This window comes from Pseudonocardia sp. HH130630-07 (assembly GCF_001698125.1).
Taxonomy (GTDB): Bacteria; Actinomycetota; Actinomycetes; order Mycobacteriales; family Pseudonocardiaceae; genus Pseudonocardia.
Genome location: NZ_CP013854.1, coordinates 4522451 through 4541458 on the forward strand (window position 1 = coordinate 4522451; position 19008 = coordinate 4541458).

19 protein-coding genes are annotated in these 19008 nt (G+C 74.3%); 12 read left to right on the forward strand and 7 right to left on the reverse strand.

Annotation, left to right across the window (positions count from 1 at the left end; translation table 11 throughout):
- The first annotated feature begins 33 nt into the window (after window positions 1-33).
- Entirely contained in the window at window positions 34-423 is a 390-nt protein-coding gene (locus tag AFB00_RS33500; RefSeq protein ID WP_156819670.1) for a hypothetical protein, read from the forward strand.
- Window positions 424-519: 96 nt separating this feature from the next.
- Here AFB00_RS33500 and AFB00_RS21425 read toward each other — a convergent pair whose 3' ends face one another.
- The 4 genes from AFB00_RS21425 to AFB00_RS21440 all read right to left on the reverse strand — a co-directional run bounded on the left by AFB00_RS21425 (window position 520) and on the right by AFB00_RS21440 (window position 3817).
- Entirely contained in the window at window positions 520-1401 is an 882-nt protein-coding gene (locus AFB00_RS21425) for an amino acid ABC transporter permease (RefSeq protein ID WP_068798682.1), read from the reverse strand.
- The gene (locus tag AFB00_RS21430; RefSeq protein WP_068798683.1) at window positions 1398-2075 is read right to left on the reverse strand and encodes an amino acid ABC transporter permease; all 678 of its coding nucleotides are present in this window, start codon (window positions 2073-2075) and stop codon (window positions 1398-1400) included. Before AFB00_RS21430 ends, AFB00_RS21425 begins: the two co-directional genes overlap by 4 nt.
- A 79-nt stretch (window positions 2076-2154) precedes the next feature.
- Window positions 2155-3003, reverse strand: a complete 849-nt coding sequence (locus AFB00_RS21435; RefSeq protein WP_068798684.1) for a glutamate ABC transporter substrate-binding protein — start codon at window positions 3001-3003, stop codon at window positions 2155-2157.
- Window positions 3004-3088: 85 nt separating this feature from the next.
- Window positions 3089-3817, reverse strand: a complete 729-nt coding sequence (locus AFB00_RS21440; protein ID WP_068798685.1) for an amino acid ABC transporter ATP-binding protein — start codon at window positions 3815-3817, stop codon at window positions 3089-3091.
- 132 nt (window positions 3818-3949) lie between these two features.
- Between AFB00_RS21440 and AFB00_RS21445 the strand changes: the two genes are divergently transcribed.
- Together AFB00_RS21445 and AFB00_RS21450 are read left to right on the forward strand one after the other, a co-directional pair.
- The gene (locus AFB00_RS21445; protein ID WP_068800535.1) at window positions 3950-4642 is read left to right on the forward strand and encodes a response regulator transcription factor; all 693 of its coding nucleotides are present in this window, start codon (window positions 3950-3952) and stop codon (window positions 4640-4642) included.
- A gap of 9 nt (window positions 4643-4651) precedes the next feature.
- Window positions 4652-6067 carry a sensor histidine kinase gene (locus AFB00_RS21450; protein WP_068798686.1) on the forward strand — a complete coding sequence of 472 codons (1416 nt, stop codon included), beginning with the start codon at window positions 4652-4654 and terminating at the stop codon, window positions 6065-6067.
- On the opposite strand, the gene AFB00_RS21455 is transcribed toward AFB00_RS21450, so the two are convergent.
- The gene (locus AFB00_RS21455; RefSeq protein ID WP_083275728.1) at window positions 6061-7044 is read right to left on the reverse strand and encodes a TAXI family TRAP transporter solute-binding subunit; all 984 of its coding nucleotides are present in this window, start codon (window positions 7042-7044) and stop codon (window positions 6061-6063) included. The two genes, AFB00_RS21450 and AFB00_RS21455, sit on opposite strands and share 7 nt — an antisense overlap.
- A gap of 135 nt (window positions 7045-7179) precedes the next feature.
- Between AFB00_RS21455 and miaB the strand changes: the two genes are divergently transcribed.
- Complete coding sequence (gene miaB / locus AFB00_RS21460; RefSeq protein WP_068800537.1) at window positions 7180-8619, forward strand: tRNA (N6-isopentenyl adenosine(37)-C2)-methylthiotransferase MiaB; 1440 nt, start codon at window positions 7180-7182, stop codon at window positions 8617-8619.
- Window positions 8620-8632: 13 nt separating this feature from the next.
- On the forward strand, window positions 8633-9085 hold the full coding sequence (locus AFB00_RS21465) for an Rv2732c family membrane protein (RefSeq protein WP_068798687.1): 453 nt from the start codon (window positions 8633-8635) through the stop codon (window positions 9083-9085).
- A 62-nt stretch (window positions 9086-9147) separates the two neighbouring features.
- On the opposite strand, the gene AFB00_RS21470 is transcribed toward AFB00_RS21465, so the two are convergent.
- On the reverse strand, window positions 9148-10362 hold the full coding sequence (locus AFB00_RS21470; RefSeq protein ID WP_442965822.1) for a DUF349 domain-containing protein: 1215 nt from the start codon (window positions 10360-10362) through the stop codon (window positions 9148-9150).
- A gap of 510 nt (window positions 10363-10872) precedes the next feature.
- On the opposite strand from AFB00_RS21470, the gene AFB00_RS21475 reads away from it, so the two are divergent.
- The 6 genes from AFB00_RS21475 (at window position 10873) to AFB00_RS21500 (ending at window position 17002) form a co-directional block, all read left to right on the forward strand.
- Window positions 10873-11703 carry an HARBI1 family protein gene (locus AFB00_RS21475; RefSeq protein ID WP_068796054.1) on the forward strand — a complete coding sequence of 277 codons (831 nt, stop codon included), beginning with the start codon at window positions 10873-10875 and terminating at the stop codon, window positions 11701-11703.
- Window positions 11704-11823: 120 nt separating this feature from the next.
- A complete protein-coding gene (locus AFB00_RS21480) occupies window positions 11824-12546 on the forward strand; it encodes a hypothetical protein (protein WP_068798688.1) in 723 nt (240 codons plus the stop codon).
- Window positions 12543-13499: a tRNA (adenosine(37)-N6)-dimethylallyltransferase MiaA gene (gene miaA / locus AFB00_RS21485; RefSeq protein ID WP_068800539.1), complete on the forward strand. Its 957-nt coding sequence runs from the start codon at window positions 12543-12545 to the stop codon at window positions 13497-13499. The genes AFB00_RS21480 and miaA overlap by 4 nt, the downstream gene beginning before the upstream one ends.
- Window positions 13496-14392 (forward strand): diaminopimelate epimerase, encoded by an 897-nt coding sequence (dapF, locus tag AFB00_RS21490; protein WP_083275731.1) that lies wholly within the window; start codon window positions 13496-13498, stop codon window positions 14390-14392. Before miaA ends, dapF begins: the two co-directional genes overlap by 4 nt.
- Window positions 14393-14447: 55 nt before the next feature.
- Complete coding sequence (gene hflX / locus AFB00_RS21495) at window positions 14448-15938, forward strand: GTPase HflX (protein ID WP_068798689.1); 1491 nt, start codon at window positions 14448-14450, stop codon at window positions 15936-15938.
- A 17-nt stretch (window positions 15939-15955) separates the two neighbouring features.
- Entirely contained in the window at window positions 15956-17002 is a 1047-nt protein-coding gene (locus AFB00_RS21500) for a hypothetical protein (protein WP_068798690.1), read from the forward strand.
- Window positions 17003-17099: 97 nt separating this feature from the next.
- Here AFB00_RS21500 and lexA read toward each other — a convergent pair whose 3' ends face one another.
- On the reverse strand, window positions 17100-17834 hold the full coding sequence (lexA, locus tag AFB00_RS21505; RefSeq protein WP_156819671.1) for a transcriptional repressor LexA: 735 nt from the start codon (window positions 17832-17834) through the stop codon (window positions 17100-17102).
- A gap of 338 nt (window positions 17835-18172) precedes the next feature.
- Between lexA and AFB00_RS21510 the strand changes: the two genes are divergently transcribed.
- Window positions 18173-18892 (forward strand): hypothetical protein, encoded by a 720-nt coding sequence (locus AFB00_RS21510; RefSeq protein WP_068798691.1) that lies wholly within the window; start codon window positions 18173-18175, stop codon window positions 18890-18892.
- The last annotated feature ends 116 nt before the right edge of the window (window positions 18893-19008 follow it).

The window sequence follows — 19008 nt, forward strand, 5'->3', positions numbered from 1 at the left end:
AGGCGTCATGGAGTTCGAGCTACTGGTCTGTCAGTGGCGGTGCTGCTGTCGGTACTCGCCGTTTCCGGGGCAGGGACGGCGCCGTCCTCGGTCGCTGCTGTCGAAAGGGGGTCAATACTCACCTCCGTGGCGGCCGACCCTCAAAATCTCCCGCTCGGCGAGTTCCCTGCCAATGACGATGTATTCGACAACCCTAAGGGATTCTGCAGGAAGCTGGAGGATCAGGGGCAAGCCGGCTATGGCATGCAGAATCGGAACGGCGTGAGCCGAGTGTACGTCTACCAGGGGCGCGTGACTGATCCTCAGGGTTATCAGGACGCTCGGCTGCGTGTGTACGAGGATGTCGCCACGCCGATCGACGAGTTCCAGCTCAAGTGGCGCAAGGGGACGTACCTCGGGGACGTATTCACCACGTGTCTGTGAGCTGACGATTCGGAGCCGTTCGTGTTGTTGTGCACGCGTGGTGATCCGCCCGGTCAGCCGGCCGGGCGAATCACCACGCGTGCACGACGTAGCGGGTCAGTCGATGCGACCGGAGATGTCAGCCGTCGGCGGGTGCGCCGTGTCCGTCCCCTCCGGCAGCTTCGTCGACCGGGACAGCCGTCGCTGCAGGGCGTTGGCCGCTGCGGTCAGGATACCGTTCAGGACGATGAACAGCGCCGCGACGACGATGAGCGTCGGGATGGTGTTCGCGAAGTTACCGGTGATCGTCCCGGAGGTCCGGACCAGCTCGGTGTAGCCGACGGTCAGCTGCCCGCCCAGGGCGGTGTCCTTCAGCACGACGACGAGCTGGCTGACCAGTGCGGGGAGCATCAGCGTCACGGCCTGGGGGAGCAGGATCAGGCGCATGGCCTGACCGGGCCGCAGTCCCAGCGCCTCGGCGGCCTCGCGCTGCCCGGCGGGCAGGGACAGCACACCCGCCCGCACGATCTCGGCGATCACCGAGCCGTTGTAGAGCACGAGACCGGTGACGACCGACAGCAGCGGCCGGTAGCTGGTGGGGACGTCGGTGTAGCTGAAGTAGAACTCCGCGGCGAACACCATCAGCAGCAGCACCGGGATCGCCCGGAAGAACTCGACGACGAAGCCGCTCACCCGCGACACCCACCGGCTCGTGGACAGCCGCCCGACGCCGAGGAGCAGTCCGAACGGCAGCGCGATCACCACGGCGAGCACGGCGGCGATGATCGTGTTGAGCAGACCGGGGAGCAGGAACTGCGACCACGTCGACCAGCTCAGGAACGGTGTCCACAGCTCGGGGGCCCACTGGCCCTTGTCCCCGAGACCGGTGACCACCGCCCAGGCGATCACGGCGAGCGCGAGGGCGAACACCACGGTGTAGATCGTGTTGCGCCGGCGTGCCTGCGGGCCCGGCGTGTCGAACAGGACCAGGGCGCTCATCGGCGCACCTCCAGGCGACGGGCGAGGCGGCCGAGCAGCAGGCCGGTGGGCAGGGTCAGCACGATGAAGCCGAAGGCGAAGACGAGGAAGACGAGCAACAGGACGTCGGACTCGTTCTCGACCATCTCCGACATCAGCAGTGCGGCCTCGCCGACGCCGATGACCGCCGCGACGGTGGTGTTCTTGGTGAGCGCGATCAGCACGCTGGCGAGCGGCCCGATGGTGCTGCGCAGGGCCTGCGGGAGCACGATGAGCACCAGGACCTGCAGGAAGCCCATGCCGAGCGCCCGCGCCGCCTCGGCCTGACCGACCGGGACGGTGTTGATCCCGGACCGGACCGCCTCACAGACGAAGGTCGCCGTGTAGACGATGAAGGCGAGCACGGCGAGCCGGAACGCGGAGTCGGCCAGCGACGTCGGCGAGTCGGCGTCGACCAGGGTGATCCCCAGCGAGGACGCCAGGCCGAGCGAGGCGAACAGCACCAGGATCGTCAGGGGCGTGTTGCGGATGACGTTGACGTAGGCCGTCGCGAAACCGCGCATGACCGGCACCGGGCCGACCCGCATCGCGGCCAGGATCGTGCCCCACACGAGGGCTCCGACGGCGGAGAGCAGCGTCAGCTGGATCGTCGTCCAGAACGCGCCCAGGATGTCGTACTTGCTGAACAGGTCCATCTCTTGCCCGTCTCTCGCAGCTCACGGCCTTCCGGGGGCGGCGGGCGGGGTGGAACCCGCCCGCCGCCGGGGACAGGTGTCAGCCGGCCGGAATCTGCGGCGGAGCCGGGATCGTGTAGCCGGACGGGCCGACGTTGGCCTGCAGGGAGCGCTCCCAGCTGCCGTCGTCGATCATCTTCTGGAGGGCGGCGTTGACGGCCGAGCGGCCGGCCGTGTCGTCCTTGCGCAGGCCGACGCCGTACTTCTCCTCGCTGAAGCCCTGGCCGACGACCTTGAGCTTGCCGGGGTTCTGCGCGGCGTAACCGGCCAGGATGACGTCGTCGGTGGTGACGGCGTCGACGGTGCCGTTGAGCAGCGCGGTGATGCAGTCGGAGTACTTGCCGAACTCCTGGAGCTGCACGTTCTGGGCGTACTCGTCCTTGACCTTCTGGGCCGGGGTCGAGCCGCGCACCGAGCACAGCTTCTTGTTGTTGTTCAGCGACTGCGGGCCGGTGATGTCGCTCGCGTCCGAGCGGACGAGCAGGTCCTGCTTCGCGATGAAGTACGGGCCGCCGAACGACACGCGCTCCTCACGGGCGGGGGTGATGGAGTACGTGGCGACGATGAAGTCCACCTCACCGCGGTCGATCAGGTTCTCCCGCTCGGCGGACTGGGCCTCGACGAACTCGATGCCGTCCTCCGGGACGCCGAGCTCCTTGGCGACGTACTTGGCCACGTCGACGTCGAAGCCGGCGTAGCTGCCGTCCGGCTGGCGCAGGCCGAGCGCGGGCTGGTCGAACTTGATGCCGACGGTCAGGCGCTGCTCGCTCTGTGCGCGTTCGGGCAACGGTGCGTCGTCGGCACCGCCCCCTCCGCCGCCGCAGGCGCTCAGCGTGAGCGCGGCGACGGCGGTGAGGGTGGCGGTCCTCCACAACCGGGACAGGCGCATGGTTCGGGTACCCCTTCCGGGAATCGGTCCACCGAGTGCGGACCGGAAGATGTGCCGGGCGGCGCGGCGCTGCGTCGCCTACCCGTCAGTGGGACAGGATCTTGCCGAGGAAGTCCTTCGCGCGGTCGCTGCGCGGGCTGGTGAAGAACTCGTCGGGGGTGGAGTCCTCGACGATCTCGCCGTCGCTCATGAACACCACGCGGTGCGCGGCGCGCCGGGCGAAGCCCATCTCGTGGGTCACGACGACCATCGTCATGCCCTCGGCGGCCAGCGAGGTCATCGTGTCGAGGACCTCGTTGACCATCTCCGGGTCCAGCGCCGAGGTGGGCTCGTCGAAGAGCATCACCTTCGGGCGCATGGCCAGCGCACGGGCGATGGCGGCGCGCTGCTGCTGGCCGCCGGAGAGCTGGGCCGGGTACTTGTCCCGCTGGTTGGCGATGCCGACCCGCTCGAGCAGCTGCAGTCCGGTCTTCTCGGCCTCGGCCTTGGAGACCCCGCGGACCTTGATCGGCGCGAGCGTGACGTTCTCGAGGATCGTCTTGTGGGCGAACAGGTTGAACGACTGGAAGACCATGCCGACGTCGGCACGGAGCGCGGCGAGCGCCTTGCCCTCGGCCGCGAGGGGAGTTCCGTCGATCTCGATGGTTCCGGTGTCGATGGGCTCCAGCCGGTTGATCGTCCGGCAGAGTGTCGACTTACCGGAACCGGACGGGCCGAGGACGACGACGACCTCACCCTTGGCGACCTCGATCTCGATGTCGCGGAGTACGTGAAGATCGCCGAAGTGCTTCTGGACCCCGGTCATCCGGACCATGGGGGTGCGGGACTCGGGTGGGCTGGTCATGCTGCCTCCGGACATGGCGAGAGCCTGGACGGATCGGACAACGCAGTCCACCACCTTGAGGAAGCCTTAGGGTCTCCGTCACATAACGGAAGGGCGGTGCGGGTGCACATCCTGCTGATCGAGGACGACGACCGCGTCGCGGCGGCGCTGCGTCCGGCACTGCACCGGCACGGCATGACCACCACCCGGCTGGACCACGGCCGCGGCGTCGTCGAGCACCTCGACGGCGTCGACGTCGTGCTGCTCGACCTGGGGCTCCCGGACTCCGACGGCCTCGACGTCTGCCGGGAGATCCGCGCGGTCAGCGAGGTGCCGGTGCTCATGGTGACCGCGCGCGGCGAGATCACCGACCGGATCGCCGGCCTGCACACTGGCGCCGACGACTACCTGGTCAAGCCGTACGACATCGGCGAGCTGGTGGCCCGGGTGCACGCCGTGCAACGGCGGCGCAAGGTCGGCGAGGCGGGGACGGCGGCGCCGGCCGGTGCCGGCCCGGTGACGGTCGGGGACGTGCGGGTGGACCCGGACCGGTACTCGGTGACCGTCGCCGGTTCCGAGGTCGTCCTCACCCGCAAGGAGTTCCAGGTGCTCGCCCTGCTCGCCCGGGCCGACGGCGCGGTCTGCACCAGGGCGCAGATCGTCGCGGAGGTGTGGGGGCGGGGCTGGGCCGGTGCGAACCGGACCCTCGACGTGCACGTCGCGACGCTGCGGACCAAGCTCGGCCGGCCCGAGCTGGTCCGCACGGTCCGCGGCGTCGGCTACCGGTTCACCGCCACCGACGACGACCGGACCTGAGCGGGCGCGATGCGGAGCCGGTTGCTGCTGGTCATCCTGGTGCTCGTCGGCCTGCTCGCCGTCGGGCTCGGGCTGCCGCTGGCGCTGACCGCCTCCGAGCGCAGCCAGGAGGAGGTCTTCACCGACCGGCTCACCGACACCATCTCGTTCGCCTCCGCGGCGCAGCGCCCGGTGATCGACCCGCCGGAGCGCACGGGGGCGACGACGGCGTTCGCCGCCGAGATCACCCGCTACGACGAGGTCTACGACGTCGCCGTCGCCGTGTTCGACCGGTCCGGCGAGCTCCTCGTCGCGTCCCGGCCGACGCACCTGCTGCCCGACCTCGCCGGTGACCCGGCGGGCCGGATCGACGTGGCGCTCGCCGGTCGCCGCTCGGCGACCTACCCGCTGCTGATGCCGTGGAACGCGGCCCCGATCGTGCTGGCCGAGCCGGTACTGGTCGACGGCGAGGTGGTCGGCGCCGCCGTCACGGTCTCACCCACGGACGCGCTGCGGGCCCAGGAGCTGCGGTCCTGGTCCCTCGTCGCCGGGGCCGCGCTGGCGGCGCTGCTGGCCGGGACGCTCGTCGCGCTCCCGCTGACCGAGTGGATCCTGCGGCCGGTCCGCCGGCTGGACGAGGCGATGAGCCGGGTCGGCGGCGCGGTCGTGGCCGGCCGGTCACCGGGGCCGCCGATGCAGCGCACCGGCCCGCCCGAGCTCCGCCTGCTCGCCGGGTCCTTCGACCGCATGACCGCGACCGTGCAGGACACGCTCGCCGCCCAGGGCGACTTCGTCGCCGACGCCTCGCACCAGCTGCGCAACCCGCTCACCGCGCTGCGCCTGCGGCTGTCCAACCTCGTCGGCCGGGTGGACCCCGGTGCGACCGACGAGCACCTCGCGGCGATGGAGGAGGCCGAGCGTCTCTCCGGCGTGCTCGACGGGCTGCTCGCGCTCGCCCGGGCCGAGCAGGCCGTCGTGGCGGGGCCGGGCGGCACCGTCACCGTGATCGACGACGTCCTCGACGACCGGGTGGAGAACTGGCTGCCGCTCGCCGAACACAACGGCGTCGAGCTCCGGCGCAGCGGCCCGCGCGGGCTGCGGGCCCGGATCGGCCCGGCCGGGCTGGAGGGGGTGCTGGACGCGGCGATCGACAACGCGCTGAAGTACACCCCGGCGGACCGCCGGATCCGGGTCGCGACGCTGCGGACCGCGGCCTGGATCGGGGTCAGCGTCGTCGACGGCGGCCCCGGCATGTCCGCGGAGGACCGGGCGCGGGCGACCGACCGGTTCTGGCGGGCACCGGGGCAGACGAACGTCGAGGGCAGCGGTCTCGGCCTGGCGATCGCCGCGCGCACCGCGGCCGCCGCGGGCGGATCCCTGTCGCTGGACCCGGCACCGGGCGGCGGTCTGCGGGTCACGTTGTGGCTGCGGCCGGCGGATCAGTAGCCCTTGCTCGACCGGTAGAAGTCCACGGCCCCCGGGTGCAGCGGCAGCGGCTGGGTGCCGATCGCCGAACGGGAGTCGATGGTCACCGCGGCCGGGCTCGCCTGGGCCAGCCGGGGCTGCTCGGTGAAGGCGGCCTCGACCAGCGAGCGCGCCGTCGTGTCGTCCAGCGCCGCCGTCGCGAGCAGGACGTTGCGCACCGACAGGCAGGACACCGGCCCGGGCAGGCCGTAGGTGGTGGCCGGGACGGTGCCGACCGAGTACACCGGGAACCGCTCGCGCATCCGGTCGAGCTGTGCGCCGAGGTCGAGCAACCGGATCGGGAGCTCCGCGGCCAGTGCCCGGACCCCGTCGGTGGGGACGCCGCCGGACCAGAAGAACGCGTCGATCCGGTCCGCACGCAGGGCCGCGACGGCGTCGGGCAGACCCAGCTCGGCCCGCTCCCCGAGTCCGTCGACGCCGATCCCGGCCACCTCCAGCAGCCGCCGGGCGATCGGCTGGTACCCGCTGCCCGCCGGGCCGATCGAGACCCGGGCGCCGCGCAGGTCGTCCAGGGTGGAGAACCGGGAGTCCCGGCGGACCACGAGATGGGTGACGTCGTCGTAGAGCCGGGCCAGCGCCATCGGCTCGTTCGGGCCGGTGACACCCCCCGCGACGTCGGCGGCCACGTCGACCTGGCTGATCGCGAGCGTGGCGGCGCCGCTGGTCAGCAGCTGCATGTTCTGGGTGCTGCCCGCGGTCGTCAGCACCTCGGGGGCGAACGCCGTGCCCAGCCGGTCCCGCCACACCTCGGCGAGCGCCCGGCCGAGCGAGATGTAGACGCCCGGCTGCACCCCGCCGGCGAGCACGAGCCGGGCCGGCGGCGCCGGACCGGTGCACGCGGCCGCGCCGAGCACGGTGCCGGCCGCGAGTGCGGTCCGCAGCAGCAACCGCCGGGGGAACGCGGTCGTACCCGGTGCGCGGCCCGCCGATCCCGTCATCCCGCCATCCTCCCCGACCCGCCGCCGCGCAGCGCAGCGCCGTGCCGGGCGGACCGGGTGCGGCACCCCGCCCGACCGGCGCCTACCCTCGCAGGGGTGAGCCGCAGCTACACCGTGCGCACCTACGGGTGCCAGATGAACGTGCACGACACGGAGCGGATGGCCGGTCTGCTGGAGGAGGCGGGCTACCGCCGGGCCGCCGACCCGGAGTCCGCCGACGTCGTCGTGTTCAACACCTGCGCCGTGCGGGAGAACGCGGACAACAAGCTCTACGGGAACCTCGGGCACCTGCGGCCGCGCAAGCAGGCGAACCCGGACATGCAGATCGCCGTCGGCGGCTGCCTCGCCCAGAAGGACCGCGACACGATCACCCGCCGGGCGCCGTGGGTCGACGTCGTGTTCGGCACGCACAACGTGCACGCGCTGCCCACCCTGCTGGAGCGGGCCCGGCACAACGAGACCGCGCAGGTGGAGATCGCCGAGGCGCTCGAGGTGTTCCCCTCGACGCTGCCCGCCCGCCGGGAGTCCGCCTACGCCGGCTGGGTGTCGATCTCGGTCGGCTGCAACAACACCTGCACGTTCTGCATCGTGCCGTCGCTGCGCGGCAAGGAGCGCGACCGGCGTCCCGGTGACGTGCTCGCCGAGGTGCAGACGCTGGCCGCGGACGGCGTGCTCGAGGTGACGCTGCTCGGCCAGAACGTGAACGCCTACGGCTCGGACTTCGGCGACCGCGAGGCGTTCTCGAAGCTCCTGCGGGCCTGCGGCGGGGTCGAGGGGCTGGAGCGGGTGCGCTTCACGAGCCCGCACCCGCGCGACTTCACCTCCGACGTCATCGCGGCGATGGCCGAGACGCCGAACGTCTGCCCGCAGCTGCACATGCCGCTGCAGTCCGGCTCGGACGACGTGCTCCGCCGGATGCGCCGCTCCTACCGGTCCGAGCGCTTCCTGCGGATCCTGTCCGACGTGCGGGCGTCGATCCCGGACGCGGCGATCACCACCGACATCATCGTGGGCTTCCCCGGCGAGACCGAGCAGGACTTCCAGGCCACCCTCGACGTCGTCGCGCAGGCCCGGTTCGCGAGCGCGTTCACCTTCCAGTACTCCAAGCGGCCCGGGACGCCCGCCGCGGACCTGCCGGACCAGCTGCCCAAGCAGGTCGTCCAGGAGCGTTACGAGCGGCTGGTCGCGCTGCAGGAGGAGATCTCCTGGGCGGAGAACCGGGCGCAGGAGGGCCGGGAGGTCGAGCTGCTGGTGTCCAGCGGCGAGGGCCGCAAGGACGACGCGACCCGCCGGCTCACCGGCCGGGCGCGGGACGGCCGCCTGGTGCACTTCGCCCCGGGCGAGGCGACCGGCATCCGGCCCGGCGACCTGGTGACGGTGCGGGTCGACTACGGCGCCCCGCACCATCTCGTCGCCGACGGCGGGGTGCTGACCCACCGCCGTACCCGGGCCGGGGACGCCGGCGAGGCCGGTACCCGTCCGGACGGCGCGCCCACCACCCTGGGGCTGCCGGCGTTCGGGCGTCCGGCCGAGGAGCCGGCGCCGCTCTCGCCCTGTGCCGTCCCCGCCACCTGAAACGAGCTGTCCCATGAGCGAGAACGACGTCTCACCGCAGACCCGCGCCGAGATCGACCGGGCCGGCCGGGCCGTGACCCGGCGGATCGACCCGGGGCCCCGCGCGATGCTGATCGCGGGCGCCGTCGTCGCCGCGGTGGCCTCGCTGCTGCTGCCCTGGGTGGCGGGCACCCCGGGCTGGCAGGTCCTCGCCGGCGGTGACGCGGGCCCGCTGCCGTCGCTGTTCTCGGTCACGCTCACCGTGTTCGCGATCGTCGTGTCCGCGGCCGGGCTGCTGAGCCGGTTGTGGGTGCTGGCCTGGCTCGCCGCCTACGGCTGCGGCATCTCCTCGGTGAACGGGGTCTGGGCGATCTGGTCGCAGCAGACCGACTCCGGCCGCGGGCCCGGGTTCGGCCTCGTGCTGGGCGTGATCGCGGTGGTGCTGCTGACCTTCGTCTGGGCCGGCGCCGCGCTGCGCCGCGACTGACCGCCGTACCGGACCGGCCCCGCCGCCGGGCGAGCGGCCAGGTGCCGGCCGGGCCGCCGCGCTCAGCGGTCGCTGACCGACTGCTCGGCCGCCTCCAGCCACTCGCGCCACTGCGCGGCCTGGGCGCGGGCCTGCTCGGCGCGCCTGCGATCGCCCGCGGTCTCGGCCTTCTCCGCCTGCGCCTCGAACTGCTCGACCCGGCTGCGGAACTGGGCCACCCGGGCCTCGGCCTCCGGGTCGGTCCGGCGCCACTGGGCGTCGGCCGCCTCGGCGACCCGCTCCTCGACACCGCGCAGGCGGTTCTCCAGGGTGCGGATCTCCTCGCGCGGCACCTTGCCGATGTCCTCCCAGCGTTCCTGCACCGCGCGCAGGGCGGCCCGGGCGGCGTCGGGATCGGACAGGTCGATCCGCTCGGCCTCGGCCAGCAGCGCGCGCTTGGCCTCGGCGTTCTCCGCGAACTCGGCGTCGCGGGCGGCGAAGTGCTCGTTGCGCCGGCCGAAGAAGCGGTCCTGGGCGCTGCGGAAACGCGCCCACAGCGCGTCGTCGGCGTCGCGGTGGGCCCGGCCGGCGGCCTTCCACTCGGTCATCAGGTCGCGGTAGGCGGACGCGGTGGACGCCCAGTCCTCGGAGTCGGACAGGGCCTCGGCCCGGGCGGCCAGTTCCTCCTTGCGGTCCTTCGCCGAGACCCGCTGCCGGTCCAGGTCCGCGAAGTGCGAGCCGCGCCGCCGGTTGAACGACTCCCGGGCCTTGGAGAACCGCTTCCAGAGCTGCTCGTCGGTCTTGCGGTCGACGCCCTTGATCGAGCGCCACTCGTCGAGGATCGCCTTGAACCGGTCTCCGGCGGGCTTCCACTGGGTGGACTCGCCGGCCAGGGCCTCGGCCTCGGCGGTGAGCGCCTCCTTGCGGGCGACGGCGTCGCCGCGGGCCCGGTCCCGTTCCGCGCGGGCGGTACGGACGCCCTCCTCGGCGCGGTCGGTCAGCTCGGTCAGCCGGGCGCGCAACGCCGCGACGTCCCCGACGACGGCCGGCTCCGCGAGCCCCTCCTGCAGCGCCTGCAGCGACGCCTTCGGGTCCCCGCCGCCGGCGATCCGCGCGGCCAGCACCTCGGTCTCGGTGACGAGCGCGTCGAACCGGCGGGCGAAGTGCTCCAGCCCCTCGGCGGGCGGCCCGGCCTGGTAGGAGCCGACGACCCGCTCGCCGTCCGGCCCGAGCAGCGTGATGGTGCCGTCGGCGTCGGCCCGGCCCCACTTCTCCGGGGTCGCCAGTGCCGAGGGCACCGGCGACGGCTGTGCGGCCGGGGGCACCGGTGCGGCGGGCGCCCGCCCGGCCGGCCGGGCCCCGGGCGGCGGCCCCGGGCGGGCACCCGGCGGCGGCCCGGGACGCGGCCCCGGCCTGGGCCCCGGTGTCGGCCCCGGTGTCGGCCCCGGTGTGGGCCCCGGGGCGGGCACGGCGCCGGGGGCCGGCGTGGTCGATCCTGCGCCGGGGGTGGCGGGGTTGGTCTCGGGCACCGGTACGTCCTCCTCGTTCGGCCCACCGGATCGCCGGCGGGCGCCCCGTCCGGAGATCCGTCCGGGGCCCTGCGCGCGCCGAGCCCCCTCGCCGCGGCGAGGAGGTCGGGACCGCGATTCAAGCAGGTGGACCACCTCCGGGGGAACCACTGAGGTGTTCTCAGTAGTGGTGGTCGTTCCGCTGCGACACGCCGAGGGAGTGGAGATGTCTAGGACATGGGGCAGGGCCCCGGTAGAGCAGTTGGTCGACCAAGATCAACGAACTCTCCGAGGCCCCGCATGTCCGATCCTGTCACCTACACCGCTGTCCTCCCGATCGGGGAGCACACCGTGGCCTACCTGGCTCGGCTTCTGGCCGCTCAACGCTGTCGCCGCGGTACCCGCCCCCGGCGGCGGGCGTTGACCCCGTTCGCCCAGGCAGTGCTGGTGATCCGCTGGTTCTGCGACGCCACCCGGGTCCGGCACCTGGCCCGCGACAACGCGATCAGTACCGCGACCACCTATCGCTACCTGCACGAAGGCATCGACGTCCTCGCCAGCGCCGCACCCGGGCTGCACGGTGCCCTGCTCGCCGCCCGCCTCGCCGGACACACCCACGTTCACCTGGACGGCACCCTGATCGCCACCGACCGCTGCCGCGCGCTCGGCCCCACCGCGGGGGTCGACCTGTGGTGGTCGGGTAAACACCACCGCCACGGCGGGAACGTCCAGGTCGTGTCCGCCCCGGATGGATGGCCGCTATGGACATCCCCGGGAAGACCCGGGCGCGAACACGACGTGACCTGTGCCCGAGCCCACCCCGGTCTGCTCGAAGACCTCGATCACTGGATCGATGATGACCACGCCGCGCTGGGCGATCTCGGCTACGAAGGTGAGGCCCACCGACTCACCGTGCCGATCAAACCCATCCCCGCCGGCGGCCGAACAGTCGATCAGCGCACCGTCAACAGCCTGCACTCAGCCACCCGAGCACTCGCCGAACGAGCAAACGCCCTGCTCAAGACCACCTTCGCAACGCTACAGCGAGTCACCCTCTGTCCCTGGCGCACCGGCGCGATCACCGCCGCCGCGCTCGTGTTACTCCACACCGAATACGACCGCACAACATGATCACCACGCTACTGAGAACACCTCACTGAGCCCCCGTCCGGGCGCGCCCGCCGGGTGATCGGGCCCGGCGGGGGCGGTCGTGCGGACGGCGGCCGTACCCGCTGGCTACCCTCGGGCCCCGTGCCCGCCGCGATCGCCGTCCTGCCCCATCCGCCGCTGCTCGTCCCCGAGCTGAGCGGTGACGCCGCGATCGAGACCGAGGCGGTGCGCGCCGCCGTCCGGGGTGTCGCCGACCGGCTCGCCGCCCTCGCCCCGGTGTGGATCGCGGTCGGTGCGGATCCGGCGGGCCGGCGCACGGTGCCCCCCGGCACCCGCGGGACGTTCGCCGGCTACGGCCGCGACGTCCCGGTGGCCCTGCCCGGCCCGGTAACCGGGGACGAGGGACCCGGGCTCCCGTTGCCGCTGCTGGTGGCGGCCTGGGCGGCGGCCGGGGCCGGAGCGGGCTCGGTGCGTGGCGAGCTCCTCGCGCCGGACACCGCCCCCGCCGACTGCGCCGCGCTCGGCCGGGAGCTGGGTGGCACCGACGGCACCGACGGCACGGCCCGGGTGGGCCTGCTCGTGCTCGGCGACGGCGCCGCGATGCACACCCCCACCGCACCCGGCGGGTTCGACGAGCGGGCCGAGGCGTTCGACGCCGTCGTCGCCACCGCGCTGGACGTGCCGGACCCCGCTGCGCTGGCGGAGCTCGACCCGGTCGCCGCGGGGGAGCTGCGGGCCGGTGGGCGCGCCCCGTGGCAGGTGCTCGCCGGCGCCGCGGCCGGGCGGTCGTGGCGGGCCACGCACCGGCACACCTCGATGCCCTACGGCGTCGCCTACCACGTGGCGCTGTGGGAACCGGCGTGAGCGACGACGACTCCGGGGCCGCTGCGGCCGGGCCGGCGCTGGTCGCCGTGGTCGGGCCCACCGCGACCGGCAAGTCCGATCTCGGGCTGGCCATCGCCGAGCGGCTCGGCGGCGAGGTCGTCAACGCCGACGCGATGCAGCTCTACCGGGGGCTCGACGTGGGCACCGCGAAGCTGCGCCCGGAGGAGCGCCGGGGGATCGCGCATCATCTGCTCGACGTCCTCGACGTGCGGGACGCCGCGTCGGTCGCGGCCTACCAGCGCGACGCCCGCGCGGTCGTCGAACGGCTGCGGGCCGCCGGGCGCACACCCGTCCTGGTCGGTGGGTCCGGCCTGTACGTGCAGGCGGTGCTCGACGAGCTGGAGTTCCCCGGCACCGACCCGGACCTGCGCGCCGGGCTGCAGGCGGAGCTGGAGCGCGACGGGGCGGCGGCGCTGCACCGCAGGCTCGCCGACGTCGATCCGGCGGCCGCCGCCGAGGTGCTGCCGTCGAACGGGCGGCGGATCGTGCGGGCGCTGGAGGTCGTCGCGCTGACCGGCCGTCCGTTCCGGGCCACGCTGCCCACCACCGGCACGCCGCGCTACGGCGCGGTCCTCCTGGGCGTCGACCGGGACGTCGCGGAGCTGGACGAGCGGGTCGCCGTCCGGGTGGACCGGATGCTCGGCGACGGGTTGGTCGAGGAGACGCGGAACCTGCTGCCGCACGGTCTCGCGCAGGGCCGCACGGCGTCCCGGGCGCTCGGGTACCGGCAGGTGCTCGACGCGCTCGACCGCGACCCGGACGCCCCGGACCTGGAGACGGTCCGCGCCGAGACGGTGCGCGCGACCCGCCGGTTCGTACGCCGCCAGCGGTCCTGGTTCCGCCGGGACCGGCGGATCCACTGGCTCGACGGCGCCGCGCCCGGCCTGGTGCCGGACGCGTTGTCGGTGCTCGCTCGTAAGCTCGTGGCATGAGCGGCATCGCGTTCACCAAGGGGCACGGCACCGAGAACGACTTCGTCGTACTGCCCGATCCGGATGCCGCGCTGGACCTGACCCCCGAGCGGGTCGCCGCGCTGTGCGACCGGCGTCGCGGGCTCGGGGCCGACGGGGTGCTGCGGGTCGTGCGCTGGGCGAAGCTGGCCGGTGACGCGTCGGTCCCCGAGCCGGTCCCCGGCGTCGAGTGGTTCATGGACTACCGCAACGGCGACGGATCGGTCGCCGAGATGTGCGGCAACGGGGTGCGGGTCTTCGCCCGCTACCTGCACGAGCGCGGCTGGGCGCCCGGCGGGGGCTTGATCGGCACCCGGGCCGGGGTGCGGTCGGCGACCGTCGGCGGCGGCACCGGGACCGGCCCGTCCGGGGGCGGCGGCGTGGCGGTCGACATGGGTCCGGTCGACATCGGGCCGGCGTCGGTCGCCACCCTGGGCACCGCCCGGTTCGACGGGCTCGCCCTCGACGTCGGCAACCCGCACCTCGCCTGTGTGGTGCAGGCGGACCCGGCGGGGCTGGACCTCTCCGTCGCGCCGCGGTTCGACCCGCAGGTCTTCCCGCACGGGGTGAACGTCGAGTTCGTGACCCCCCTGGCGGGACCCGCCGCGGGCGGGTCGGTCCGGATGCGGGTGCACGAGCGGGGTGTGGGGGAGACCAGGGCGTGCGGCACCGGGACCGTCGCGGCCGTCGTCGCCGCGCTGCGGGCCGCCGGGCACACCGCGGGCGACGTGGAGGTGCAGGCCCCCGGCGGCCGGCTGCGGGTCACCGTCGAGGCGGGTGACGACGAGCGGACCGGGCGCACCGTGCTGCACGGTCCGGCGGTGCTGCTCGCCACGGGCGAGATCGACCGAGGCTGGTGGGACGCGCCCGCCTGACCGGCCCGAATCCGGGCGGACAGCGGCCGCCCGACGTGGGACACTGGCGCGCACGATGACTGAAGCCCGTACCCCTGCAGAACACACCACGCCCCGGCCCGCAGCGTCCGTGGCACCGTCGGCCGGCGAGCTGGATCTCGAGGAGCGCGCGTCGCTGCGCCGCATCCACGGGCTGTCCACCGAGCTCACCGACATCACCGAGGTCGAGTACCGGCAGCTGCAGCTCGAGCGCGTCGTGCTCGTCGGGGTGTGGACCGAGGGCACCGCCGAGCAGGCCGACGCCTCGCTCACCGAGCTGGCCCGGCTCGCCGAGACGGCGGGATCCGAGGTGCTCGACGGGCTGGTCCAGCGGCGTTCGAGCCCCGACCCGGCCACGTTCATCGGCTCCGGCAAGGTCGAGGAGCTGCTCGCGACCGTCCGATCGACCGGCGCCGACACCGTGATCTGCGACGGCGAGCTCTCGCCGGGCCAGCTCCGCCAGCTGGAGGAGCGGCTGAAGGTCAAGGTGATCGACCGGACGGCGCTGATCCTCGACATCTTCGCCCAGCACGCCCGCTCCCGGGACGGCAAGGCCCAGGTCGAGCTCGCCCAGCTGTCCTACCTGCTGCCGCGGCTGCGCGGCTGGGGTGAGGCGCTGTCCCGGCAGGTCGGTGGCCGGGCCGCCGGTGGTGTCGGTATCGGTGGCCGTGGTCCCGGTGAGACCAAGATCGAGCTGGACCGCCGCCGGATCCGCGCGCGCATGTCCAAGCTGCGTCGCGAGATCGGTGCGATGCGCCGGGTCCGGGACACCCAGCGGGGCAGCCGGCGGCGCAACGAGATCCCGTCGGTCGCGATCGTCGGGTACACCAACGCCGGCAAGTCGAGCCTGCTCAACCAGCTCACCGACGCCGGGGTGCTGGTGCAGGACGCCCTGTTCGCCACCCTGGACCCCACCACGCGCCGGGCCGAGACGCCGGACGGGCACGGGTACACGCTCACCGACACGGTCGGCTTCGTCCGGCATCTGCCGCACCAGCTGGTCGAGGCGTTCCGCTCCACGCTGGAGGAGGCGGCGGGCGCCGATCTCCTGGTGCACGTGGTCGACGGTTCCGACCCGTTGCCGGACGACCAGATCGCCGCCGTCCGCCAAGTGCTGGTGGAGGTCGGCGAGGAACAGGGCGGCGGCGCCATGCCGCACGAGCTGCTCGTGGTGAACAAGACCGACGCCGCGCCGGAGCTCGCGCTGGCCCGTCTGCGGCACGCGCTGCCGGAGGCGGTGTTCGTCTCGGCGCAGTCCGGGGCGGGGATCGCCGAGCTCCGGGACCGGATCGCCGGGCTGCTGCCCCGTCCGGAGTACGAGGTCGACCTACTGATCCCGTACACCGAGGGGGCCGTGGTCGCCCGCCTGCACGACGAGGGTGAGGTCCTCGCCGAGGAGCACACGGGGGACGGCACCCGGATCTGGGCCAGGGTCGCTCCCGAACTCGGGACCGCGGTGCTGCCCTACGCCGTCGGCGGCAGCGCGGTGCCCGGGTCCGATCTCCCGGCGACCGCCGCGGGCCACTGACCCGTCACCGCCCGCGGTTGCGCACCGGGCTCGTGGCGGCCACCGTCGCGGTCTCCGGTGCGGCCGCGAGTGCCGTGGACGCGCCGCAGCCGCTGTGCAGCACGACCGATCCGCAGGTCGCCGAGCTGTCCGGGCTGGTCGTGGACGGACCCGCCGACGGCCCGGCCCGGCTGCGGATCATCGTCGACGGCGGGGGCACGGGAGAGGTCGTGACCGTCGACCCGGTGAGCTGTGCACCGCTGGAGGTCCGCGACACCGGGATCGCGGTCACCGACGTCGAGGACCTGGGTCTGGCGCCGGACGGCACGCTCTGGCTGGCCGACACCGGGGACAACCGCGGTGAGCGGGACACCGTCCGGCTGGTGGAGGTGCCGTCCACCGGGCCCGCGCGGGCACACGATCTGCGCTACGCCGACGGCCCGCGCGACGCCGAGGCCGTCCTCGTCGCCGACGACGGGGTCCCGCTGATCGTCGAGAAACGGACCGGGGCCGCCGGGGTGTTCCGCCCCGATCGGCCGCTCGACGGCGGTCCGGGACCGGTCGTACTGGAGCGCGTCGCCGAGGTCGTCCTGCCGTATTCGGCCACCGGTGGCGGTCCGCTCGGCCGCGGCGGGACACGGACGGTCACCGGGGGCGCGGTGAGCCCGGCCGACGCGCCGGACGGCCGGGCCGCGGCCCTGCGCACCTACACCGACGCCTGGCTGTTCCCGCTGCCCGCGGGCCGCGTCACCGGCGACGATCTCGTGGCGGCCCTGCAGACGTCCCCGTTGCCGGTACCCCTGCCGGACGAGGCGCAGGGTGAGGCACTCGCGCTGGACCGGGGCGGAACGCTGCTGTCGGGCACCGAGGCCCGGGGCACGGCGCCCGCCGGGATCCGGACGGCCGCCGGGGCGGTGGCGGCGGCGACCGCACCGGACGCCCCGGTCGTCGCCCCACCGGCGCAGGCGCCCCCGGTCCGGACGTTCCCGGACTGGTTGCCCGCGGCCGCCGGGGCCGGCGTGGTCGGTGTCCTGCTGGTGGCCGGGGTCGGCGCGATGGCCCTGCACGGCCGCCGGCGCCGCTGAACGGGCCCGGCTCCGGAGCCGGCGCTCGCCCACGACCCCGTCCTGACGTCGCCGCGGCCCGGCTCCGGAACTGTCGCCGCCCGGCCGCGGCCCGGCGTCAGAGCCGCCGCAGTACGGCCACGACCCGGCCGAGGATCGACGCGTCGTCACCGGGGATGGGGTCGTAGGCGTCGTTCGCCGGCATCAGCCAGATGTGCCCGTCCCTGCGGCGGAACGTCTTCACCGTGGCCTCGCCGTCGATCATCGCCGCCACGACCTCGCCCTGCTCCGCGACCGGCTGCTGCCGGACGACGACCCAGTCCCCGTCGGTGATGGCGGCGTCCACCATCGAGTCGCCCTTGACGTTGAGCAGGAACAACGTGCCCTCACCGACGATCTCCCGTGGCAACGGGAACACGTCCTGAACGGCCTGCTCGGCCAGGATCGGCCCGCCCGCGGCGATGTCGCCGATCAGCGGCACGAACGCCGGTGCGGGTCGCTCCGAGCGGGCGGCCTCGGTGTCGGCGTCGGTGCCGTCCCCGGCGGCCGACTGCTCCGGGCTCCGCACGTCGACCGCGCGGGTGCGGTTCGGGTCGCGCCGCAGGAACCCCTTGCGCTCCAGTGTGCGCAGTTGGTGGTGCACCGACGACGTGGAGGTCAGCCCCACCGCGTCGCCGATCTCGCGCACGCTCGGGGGGTACCCGTACCGGTCCACCCAGTCCCGGATCACCGTCAGGACCTTCCGCTGTCGCGGGGTCAGCCCGCGGGCGTCGGCCGGGGGCTCGGGGAACTCCCGCACGTTCGCGGAACCCGGCCCGGCGGACGCACCGCCGTCGGACTCGTCCGCTGCCATCGCACTCGCCTCCTCGAGGATCTACCGCGTCGAACAGTAGCCAACACCGGGCCGTCCGCCAAACATGCGTTCGAAGTCGGCCACGGGCGTGTCGTGGAATCCGTCGGTCGGCGGCGGTACAACATCGCACAGGTGTTCGATCGAACATCGATTCGAACCGCGGCCGGTCGGTCCGCAGTTCTTGTCGGTGCCCGGTGTTACACAGTTCGTACGCCCGTTCGACCGGTCCCGGGGAAGGGCCGGTCGGGGGAGCGAGCAGGGCGCGGCCGGGTGTGGCCGCCGCCGACGGCGATCACCTCGCGACAGGGCGGGGTGATCCTCGACGAGCAGGAGGATCCATGCGAGAGCTCGACGTGTGCGACGCGCCGCTGACGGCCGGGTCGGCCCAGACCGTGCGGTCGGCGGAGACGGCTCGGTCGGCCCGGGCCGGGCGGGCGACGCGGCAGGCGGCGCCGGTCGCGGCCCCGCGCACCGGGGCCACCGGCCGGGGGCGTGGTCCGGCCGGGTCGGCCTGCCCGGTCCGGTCCCGTGCGGCCGCCGAGGGTGTCCGGTCCCGTTCGGCGGTCACCCCGGTGGACGGTGCGGTCCGGCCGTCCGCGGCGGAGCGGGCCGCCGCGCGCTGGTCCGGTGGCGGTGTGGTGGCCGGAGCGGACGCTGCCGGGCTGCGCGCCGCGCTGGCCCGGCACCCGGCCGGCCGGGCCCGTGCCGGGCGCCGGGCGGAGGGTGACGTGCCGGGTGGGGCACCGGGCGGCGTGCGGGTGCGGTCGCGGGCGGTGGTCACCGGATCCGGTGCCGAGCCGGTGCTGCAGGAGTCGCAGCCGGCGGTCCCGGCGCCGCGCACGGTCCGTCCGATGCGCCGCCCGTGCGTGGTGTCGCCGCGTCGCCGGTCCCGGGCGCGTGCGACCGGCCGTACGGGTCGCGCACTGACGGCGGTGGCGACCGTGCTCTGCTCGGCCACGGTCGTGCTGGCTCTGGGGCTCCTCGCCGACGTCTCGGCCGGGTGGAACGCCGGAGCGGAGTCCGGCGCCGGGGTGACCGTGCAGGCCGGCCTCCGGTAGTCGCCCGGCCCGGCCATCCCCGGCGGTCCGGTCGTCCCCGCGACCTGCCATGCGCACGGCCCGCCGCCGGCACGGCTGCACGGCCCGCCGCCGGCACGGCTCGGTTGTCTGTGCGG

What these genes read in the sequence shown, in the direction of transcription:
- AFB00_RS21425 (WP_068798682.1), bottom strand. Translation starts at nt 1,401, where the DNA reads ATGAGCGCCCTGGTCCTGTTCGACACGCCGGGCCCGCAGGCACGCCGG.
- AFB00_RS21430 (WP_068798683.1), bottom strand. Translation starts at nt 2,075, where the DNA reads ATGGACCTGTTCAGCAAGTACGACATCCTGGGCGCGTTCTGGACGACG.
- AFB00_RS21435 (WP_068798684.1), bottom strand. Translation starts at nt 3,003, where the DNA reads ATGCGCCTGTCCCGGTTGTGGAGGACCGCCACCCTCACCGCCGTCGCC.
- AFB00_RS21440 (WP_068798685.1), bottom strand. Translation starts at nt 3,817, where the DNA reads ATGGTCCGGATGACCGGGGTCCAGAAGCACTTCGGCGATCTTCACGTA.
- AFB00_RS21450 (WP_068798686.1), top strand. Translation starts at nt 4,652, where the DNA reads ATGCGGAGCCGGTTGCTGCTGGTCATCCTGGTGCTCGTCGGCCTGCTC.
- AFB00_RS21455 (WP_083275728.1), bottom strand. Translation starts at nt 7,044, where the DNA reads ATGACGGGATCGGCGGGCCGCGCACCGGGTACGACCGCGTTCCCCCGG.
- miaB (WP_068800537.1), top strand. Translation starts at nt 7,180, where the DNA reads ATGAACGTGCACGACACGGAGCGGATGGCCGGTCTGCTGGAGGAGGCG.
- AFB00_RS21465 (WP_068798687.1), top strand. Translation starts at nt 8,633, where the DNA reads ATGAGCGAGAACGACGTCTCACCGCAGACCCGCGCCGAGATCGACCGG.
- AFB00_RS21475 (WP_068796054.1), top strand. Translation starts at nt 10,873, where the DNA reads ATGTCCGATCCTGTCACCTACACCGCTGTCCTCCCGATCGGGGAGCAC.
- dapF (WP_083275731.1), top strand. Translation starts at nt 13,496, where the DNA reads ATGAGCGGCATCGCGTTCACCAAGGGGCACGGCACCGAGAACGACTTC.
- hflX (WP_068798689.1), top strand. Translation starts at nt 14,448, where the DNA reads ATGACTGAAGCCCGTACCCCTGCAGAACACACCACGCCCCGGCCCGCA.
- lexA (WP_156819671.1), bottom strand. Translation starts at nt 17,834, where the DNA reads ATGGCAGCGGACGAGTCCGACGGCGGTGCGTCCGCCGGGCCGGGTTCC.
- AFB00_RS21510 (WP_068798691.1), top strand. Translation starts at nt 18,173, where the DNA reads ATGCGAGAGCTCGACGTGTGCGACGCGCCGCTGACGGCCGGGTCGGCC.